Annotated in this window: 1 protein-coding gene; it reads left to right on the top strand. The window is 54.2% G+C overall.

Annotated elements, in window-relative coordinates:
- Positions 1-371: 371 nt before the first annotated feature.
- Positions 372-632 (top strand): DUF2007 domain-containing protein, encoded by a 261-nt coding sequence (locus TR36_RS16485; protein WP_082715001.1) that lies wholly within the window; start codon positions 372-374, stop codon positions 630-632.
- Positions 633-689: the final 57 nt, after the last annotated feature.

The raw sequence follows: 689 nt of genomic DNA, 5'->3' as shown, positions 1-689 counted from the left end.
TGAGCGTTTGNAGAACTTCCAGTTCATCCAGCAGATCAGCATCGGTCGCGCTCATAAGCTCCTCTGCTCTCGCAAGAGAAGCTTCGTAACTTTCCTGAGAACGGATCGGAACGATGTTCATAGAGAAGCCCGCCGCTTCGACGTGGCGGCAGATCTTGGCTTCGTGTTTTGATTGCTGGAGTCAATCAAGGCGATACCCCTTTTGAAGTTGAATAAAACGACTTAAGCCATCCGTTCACGGATAAGATCGTTTACTGCGGCCATGTCGGCGGCCAGCCATTGACCCAGGCGGTCATGCGGTTTTTGCGAAAGGTCGTCCACGTCAATTCCCGTCTCTCGACAAGCAGCGATACGCCACCTATCTGTTTGCCATGAAAGAGCTTCTGCGCACCACCGATCCCACTGTGATCGCCTTCGCTCAGGCGCTGCTACAGGGCGAGGGTATAACGGCCTTTGCAATGGACGTCCACATGAGCATCCTCGAAGGCGGGATCGGTACGTACGGGACGACTTACCCCGTTCCCCCCGGCCCCGTCCGTCGTCGGTTGGGTCGACTAGTAGGACGGGGACGGGTACTACCTTACCCTTTTCCGTTCCGACCGACGAACGAAAGTACTACTAGTCGTCGGTAGGTAAACTAAAAAACTTAAACCGTTCCCGTTCGGGTTCGGGAACTAAGTAGTAGTTTC

Source organism: Falsirhodobacter sp. alg1, from assembly GCF_000739715.2.
Classification (GTDB): domain Bacteria; phylum Pseudomonadota; class Alphaproteobacteria; order Rhodobacterales; family Rhodobacteraceae; genus Falsirhodobacter.
This window is presented reverse-complemented; position numbering and strand designations above follow the sequence as displayed.